The following is a 6,665-nucleotide window of genomic DNA, read 5'->3' on the forward strand; positions in this document are numbered from 1 at the left end:
TACTATGCGATTAATTATTGAGCCGGATTATCAGCAGGCATCTGCATGGACAGCAAGTTACATTGCACAAAAAATCAACCAACACAAAGGTGATAAGCCTTTTGTTCTTGGATTGCCAACGGGCTCGTCTCCACTGGGGACATACAAAGAACTTATCAGACTGAACAAGGAAGGAAAAGTATCTTTTCAGAATGTGGTAACTTTTAACATGGATGAGTACCGCGAAATTCCCCGTGAGCATCCTCAGAGCTATTACACATTTATGTGGGATAACTTTTTCAGCCATATTGATATAAAGCCTGAAAATACGAATCTGTTAGACGGACAGGCTGAAAACGCAGAGGCAGAATGCCAGCGTTACGAAAATAAAATTAAAGAGATGGGCGGCATCGACCTGTTTATGGGCGGTATTGGCCCCGATGGTCACCTGGCTTTTAATGAGCCAGCGTCGTCATTAAGTTCAAGAACAAGGGTTAAAACGTTAACCTATGATACCATTTTAGCAAATTCACGCTTCTTTGATAATGATCCAAACAAAGTGCCAAAGACTGCTTTAACAGTTGGTGTGGGTACAGTGCTTGATTCGAAAGAGGTGCTGATTATTGTAAATGGTCATAACAAAGCGAGAGCTTTGCAACATGCTGTGGAAGAGGGAGTCAATCATATGTGGACTATCAGTGCTTTACAGATGCATCCGAAAGGAGTAATTGTTTGCGATGAGGCTGCAACCTATGAACTTAAGGTTGGAACCTACAATTACTTCAAGGATATCGAAAAAGACAATTTAGCACCTGAAAGCTTGTGGAAATAAGAAACAAGTCATAACAATATCACATCTGTTTGAAGAGGAATCCTAAAGGTTTCCTCTTTTTTTTTCTGCAGCTCAAAAACTGAATTTGATTGTTTGTGAAATTGAAAGATGTGGGTTTTGTGCCTGCATGTGTTTGTTGGAGAAAGATATAAAGATTATACTATGTGTGGAATTGTTGCATATGTTGGTGGCCGTACGGCTTACCCTATTATTGTTAAAGGCCTGCAGCGTCTTGAATACCGTGGATATGACTCGGCTGGTCTGGCTTTGATCAATAGCGAGGTAAACGTGTACAAATGTAAAGGTAAAGTGAAAGACCTTGAAAATCATGCCAAAGGAAAATCTATCTCGGGTTCTATTGGTATGGGGCATACACGTTGGGCTACTCATGGAGAGCCAAGTGATAATAATGCGCACCCGCACGTATCTCAAAATGGCAAATTCATCGTCGTACATAATGGGATTATCGAAAACTATTCTCACCTTAAAAAGGAGCTGGTAAGTCGTGGATATACTTTTCAGAGTGAAACTGATACAGAAGTGCTGGCTAATCTGATTGAAAACATTTACATCAATAAAGAAGTGAATGCGGAAATGGCTGTCCGATTGGCTTTAACAAAGGTTGTAGGAGCATACGGATTGGTTATTACCTGTACCGATGAGAAAGATCAGTTGATTGCTGCCCGTAAAGGCAGCCCTTTGGTGATTGGTGTTGGCGATAATGAGTACTTTTTGGCATCTGATGCTACACCAATCGTTGAATATACCGACCAGGTGATATACATGAACGATGAAGAGGTGGCTATTATTAAAAAGGATAAGCTGACCCTTAAGAGTATTCAGAACGATGCCCTTAAGCCAAAGATTCAGAAGGTTGATCTCACCATCGATGAGATTGATAAAGGCAATTTTGAGCATTTTATGCTTAAAGAAATATACGAGCAACCCATTTCCATTGAAGACACCTTCAGGGGGCGCATTGCCATGGATCATTCAAAGATATTTTTGGGAGGTATCAGCGATGTGATGCCTCAACTTTCTCAGGCACGCCGTATTATTATTGCGGCCTGTGGAACTTCGTGGCACGCTGGTATTGTCGGTGAATATTTGTTTGAGGAGTTTGCACGTATTCCTGTTGAGGTGGAGTATGCCAGCGAGTTCAGGTATCGCAACCCTATTATCAATGAGGATGATGTTATTATAGCCATCTCGCAGAGTGGAGAAACAGCTGATACGCTGGCGGCCATTAAAATGGCGAAAGAGCATGGAGCAACCATTATTGGGATTTGTAATGTGGCTGGTTCATCCATTCCTAGGGAGACGCACGCTGGTGTTTATACACACGCTGGTGTTGAAATAGGCGTTGCATCTACTAAAGCTTTCACTTCTCAGGTAACGGTATTAACCATGATGGCGCTACTGTTGGGAAAGACAAAAGGTCACCTTAAAGATTCGGTATACAAGGAATTAATTAATGAACTGACCCAGGTTCCTGATAAAATTAGGGCCATATTAAAAGCTGAAACAGATATTAAGCAAATAGCTGATACATATAAAGATGCGAACAATGCGCTTTACCTTGGGCGAGGGTTTTTATTTCCGGTTGCCCTAGAAGGTGCTTTAAAATTGAAAGAGATTTCTTACATTCATGCCGAAGGATATCCTGCAGCCGAGATGAAGCATGGTCCCATAGCACTTATAGATGAGAACATGCCGGTTTTTGTTTTGGCTACCAAGGATAAGTCTTACGAGAAGATCGTGAGTAATATACAGGAAGTGAAAGCGCGTAATGGTAAGGTAATAGCTATTGTTACAGAAGGAGATGAGGTGATCAAAAAGATGGCTGATCATGTAATTGAAGTGCCTGATTGTCACGAAGCTATTGCACCATTGCTTACATGTGTGCCACTTCAGTTTATTTCATACCATATTGCGGTTATGCGTGGCTGCAATGTGGATCAACCACGTAACCTGGCTAAGTCAGTAACCGTGGAATAGAGTTGCATTACTTCGTTGTCATTCGTTCATGAATGACATTCATTGTAATATTTTAAGGTTTATCTCTCAGTTAAAGCCCGTTTGAAACGTCATACGGGCTTTGCTTTTTATTGGCAAAGCTTAGCTTTTATTATATTTGGTCATTAACTAAAATAACCCTGATAATGAGAAAAGTTTTGATGCTAAGTTTGTTGGTAGCTTTAGGCCTATCTGCGTGTGAAAAGGATGAGGTCAGCTATCCGTATAGTTATGTATGTTATGTGGTTACTGATGGTACACTGCGCGTATATACTGAAAAGGGCGAAGTGCACGACCAGGATATTAAGGAGCGGTTTTATAACCAGATGCAGAAGGTCATCAGTTCTGGAGCGGGGGAGGATACTTACGGTGAACTAGTAATTACATATCATAATGTGTCGGATATAACTATTGATGGATTCGGGGAAAGGCATGACGGGAAAGCGTATAAAAAAGACGATGTGCTGATTTGGGAGTATCCGTATAAACTTAAATCATATGGTTGGGCGCCATATTCAAGTTTATGGCCGATCAATTACGAGGTGCTTCCAATGCCGTTGACTTCGGGTTATTCAGAAGTGATAGAATACAATCCTTGCATCTTTGCGAAAAGAAGTAATGGTAGAGTGTATTTGCCGATGATTCAGCGTTTGGTATTGAGCTATTTCTACAGCGACAACCAGCCAAATGTTTATAGGACTCAGGATAACAATGTTTACGACTATTCTTTTCACGATCAACCCGAATTCTATATGACTGAAAATGATACTCTGGTGGTGTATGAATATGCTATTGAAATGAAAAAACAATGATTAGAACGATTAAGCCAGTTGACGCGGCACATATCGCAGGTATCTACAACTATTATGTTGTAAACAGCATTGTGACGTTTGAGTTTGAGCCAGTTTCAGTTGATGAAATGGCGAAGCGTATCGACACTATCTGTAAACGTTATCCATACCTGGTTTACGAAGAAGAGGGCATTGTTCTTGGCTATGCTTATGCCACACAGTGGAAAGCACGGCAAGCCTATCAGCATTCGGTCGAGAGTTCTGTATACCTGCATCACGAAGCCATAGGGAAAGGGGTTGGCTCGAAGCTGTATACTAAGCTGCTGGATGAGCTCAAAGCGATGTCAATTCATGCTGTTATTGGTGGTATTTCGTTGCCCAATGATGCAAGTGTTGCATTACATGAGAAATTTGGTTTTGAAAAAATTGGCCAGCTCAAGCAGGTAGGGCGTAAATTTAATCGATGGATTGACGTTGGCTATTGGGAATTGATTATTTCTAAATAGTTGTTTTTATATAATGTTATTCAATGAGTTTGATATTTAAGAAAATTAAAGTTGAATTTTATTTTACTCTGTTTTTTATAGTAAGTATTTGTTTTGTACACGCACTTAGTTTTGATAAAATGCCAACACGAATCCATGCCTGGGCACAAAGTGACCACTATGCATTGGCTTTAGGATTTATAAATAATGGTTTTGACTTCTTTCATCCACAAACCTATTCACTTAATCACCAATTTCCCCCAGAACAAGAAGTTGATGTTCCAAAAGGAATTACAGCAGTCGATTTTCCATTGTTGCATTACATTGTCGGATTTATTATGTATTTAACAGGAATAAAGGAACCATGGATATTTCGATTAGTATCATTATTGTTTAGTTACGTTGGATTACTTTACCTTTTCAGGATTTTATATGATTTAAAAGGTTTATGGATTTCATTGTTTGCGGTTAGTTTTGTTATGTTTCAGCCTATCTACTGTTATTATCAAAATGGTTTCCATGTATCTTCAGCTGCTTTTAGTACGCAGTTAATAGGTATTAGTTTGATGTTGAAGTATTTCTATAAGCCAAGTTCCAGAACTTTTTACGTTGGAGTTTTATTTCTTACACTTGCAGCTTTAATGAGGTTTACTCAAGTAATCACTTTAATAGCCTTATTTTGTAGCTTTGTATTAAGATTCATAAGTACTCGCAAGTATAATGGTAAAATGCTAGCAGTGTTTATGGGATTATTCCTAATTGGCGGATATTTTGTTTATAATAAACATTTAGCATCTCTTTATGGCTCTGTTTTTCTGGGTAGTCCATTACCTGCAGAAACTTTTAGAGATTTTATGTTTCAAATATTTTATATTGCAAAGTCTTATCTAAGAGGCTTTCTTCCCTTTCTACATTTATTCGTATTTATTGTGGTATTGATAAATGTTCCGAAAGAAAAATGGAACTTGAACTCGTTTTGGCTTCAATGGCTTGGATTCTCATTATTTGGAACCTTTGTATTTAGTCTCCTAATGTCATGGAGCTTGTCAGCACATGACTACTATTCTCTGGATACATGGATGGCTCCTTTAGTAATTTGTCTTATTTGGGCATTAATGAATATTGAAACAAAAGGTTATAGTATGAAGGGTATTAGTTTGTTTGTTGTATTGTTTGTAATCGGTGCTTTTTCTATTGCATTAGAAAACCAACTGAGAAAGTATGATGAAAAAATTGAAGTTCGGGGGGTTGATCTTACAATTGAAACTTTCAAAGAAAGCTCAAACTACTTGAATTCAATAATTCCGGATGAATCACGAGTCATAGTTATTACTGGAAGTGGTTGGAACTCCCCAATGATGGGTTGGAAAAGGCCCGTTTTTAGGGTAGCTTGGAAATTTGAAGAACAAATACCTACAGAGTTAGATAAAGGGTATGATTTTATTGTTACCCAGAATAAGAGTATTGATGAAGAGGTTATAAAGAACTATCCAGATTTTTATAATCGGGTAGAGCTTATTGGTTCTAACGGGAAAGTTAGTATCTGGCATACTAAATTATAATTGAAGGCCCTTTAAGGGCCTTTATTCTTATTCAGGTTTTATTACTTCATTAAGGTCGATGCTCTCGGCATTGGCAAGCGAATAGAGGCCTAAATAAAGCCATTTGCTCACGTCTTCCATTATTTCCGGCACCAAGGTTTCGGGTGTGTCCGCCGGATGATGATAATAGAGTTTTTTAACCCGATCGGTGCAATGTACGCTCAATGCTCTGAAGCCATGTTGAGATAGAGCCATGCCATCAGTTCTTGGGCGCCCTTTGTATGAGCGGTTCAGATAGTTGGTTTTCATAGTGCGGTGGATGAATTGCTTGTTGCTCGCTTCAAAATGTTTGTAGATATCAGGAAACGATTGACCACCGCCAAAGTACAGGCCATTGCCATTACCAACCATGTCGAGGTTGATGTAGCAAATGGTTTTATCCTTGTTGAATAAAGGATCCTTTGCATACTCCAACGCGCCAAGCAAGCCTTTTTCTTCGGCCCCGATAAAAAAGAAAGCGATGGTTCGCTTGGGAGCTGGCAGATTCGACAGGGCTCTTGCCGCCGCCATGATGTCGGCTACTCCAGACGCATTATCGAGCGCACCCGGAAACAGTTCGCCCAGGTTGCCTTGGCCGTCGAGATGTGCGCCTACCATGATTACTTCATCTTTTAACAAAGGATCAGAGCCTGGAATAATACCAATCACATTGGCATAGGAACCATCTGGATGGTATTCAGTATCCGCCGAAAGGGTAACCTTATGTTTGAGCTCAATGCTTTGTGGCTTATTCTTTTCTTTGAGTGTTTTTCGAATTTTCTCAAGACTTAAATTACGTGCAAAAAAGAATTCTTCAGCCACTTTATCATCAATATGGCAATAGATGATATCGTTGTTGTAATGGATACCTGGGCTTGCAATTTTAGATATCGTTAGTTTGTGGAATCACTATTCCAGCATACTAAAAAAGAATCAAACGTGATCTTTAACTTAGGCAAAAAGCTCCATCTGCTGCATTAAC

Annotated in this window: 6 protein-coding genes; 5 read left to right on the forward strand and 1 reads right to left on the reverse strand. The window is 39.4% G+C overall.

The genetic code is table 11. From position 1 onward, the window contains the following. The first annotated feature begins 4 nt into the window (after window positions 1–4). The 5 genes from nagB (at window position 5) to KDU71_RS16475 (ending at window position 5,665) form a co-directional block, all read left to right on the forward strand. Window positions 5–811 (forward strand): glucosamine-6-phosphate deaminase, encoded by an 807-nt coding sequence (gene nagB / locus KDU71_RS16455; protein ID WP_212192189.1) that lies wholly within the window; start codon window positions 5–7, stop codon window positions 809–811. Between the two features lie 162 nt (window positions 812–973). Next, a complete protein-coding gene (gene glmS / locus KDU71_RS16460; protein ID WP_212192190.1) occupies window positions 974–2,809 on the forward strand; it encodes a glutamine--fructose-6-phosphate transaminase (isomerizing) in 1,836 nt (611 codons plus the stop codon). A 164-nt stretch (window positions 2,810–2,973) separates the two neighbouring features. Then, the gene (locus tag KDU71_RS16465) at window positions 2,974–3,639 is read left to right on the forward strand and encodes a hypothetical protein (RefSeq protein WP_212192191.1); all 666 of its coding nucleotides are present in this window, start codon (window positions 2,974–2,976) and stop codon (window positions 3,637–3,639) included. Further along, a complete protein-coding gene (locus KDU71_RS16470) occupies window positions 3,636–4,124 on the forward strand; it encodes an arsinothricin resistance N-acetyltransferase ArsN1 family B (protein WP_212192192.1) in 489 nt (162 codons plus the stop codon). The genes KDU71_RS16465 and KDU71_RS16470 overlap by 4 nt, the downstream gene beginning before the upstream one ends. 23 nt (window positions 4,125–4,147) lie before the next feature. Then, window positions 4,148–5,665, forward strand: a complete 1,518-nt coding sequence (locus tag KDU71_RS16475) for a glycosyltransferase family 39 protein (RefSeq protein ID WP_212192193.1) — start codon at window positions 4,148–4,150, stop codon at window positions 5,663–5,665. Window positions 5,666–5,692: 27 nt separating this feature from the next. Here KDU71_RS16475 and KDU71_RS16480 read toward each other — a convergent pair whose 3' ends face one another. Beyond that, window positions 5,693–6,505: a M28 family metallopeptidase gene (locus KDU71_RS16480; RefSeq protein WP_212192194.1), complete on the reverse strand. Its 813-nt coding sequence runs from the start codon at window positions 6,503–6,505 to the stop codon at window positions 5,693–5,695. Window positions 6,506–6,665: the final 160 nt, after the last annotated feature.

Source organism: Carboxylicivirga sediminis, from assembly GCF_018156225.1.
GTDB lineage: Bacteria > Bacteroidota > Bacteroidia > Bacteroidales > Marinilabiliaceae > Carboxylicivirga > Carboxylicivirga sediminis.

Coding starts and splice junctions, on each gene's coding strand:
- glmS (WP_212192190.1), top strand. CDS start 974: ATGTGTGGAATTGTTGCATATGTTGGTGGCCGTACGGCTTACCCTATT.
- nagB (WP_212192189.1), top strand. CDS start 5: ATGCGATTAATTATTGAGCCGGATTATCAGCAGGCATCTGCATGGACA.
- KDU71_RS16475 (WP_212192193.1), top strand. CDS start 4,148: ATGAGTTTGATATTTAAGAAAATTAAAGTTGAATTTTATTTTACTCTG.
- KDU71_RS16465 (WP_212192191.1), top strand. CDS start 2,974: ATGAGAAAAGTTTTGATGCTAAGTTTGTTGGTAGCTTTAGGCCTATCT.
- KDU71_RS16470 (WP_212192192.1), top strand. CDS start 3,636: ATGATTAGAACGATTAAGCCAGTTGACGCGGCACATATCGCAGGTATC.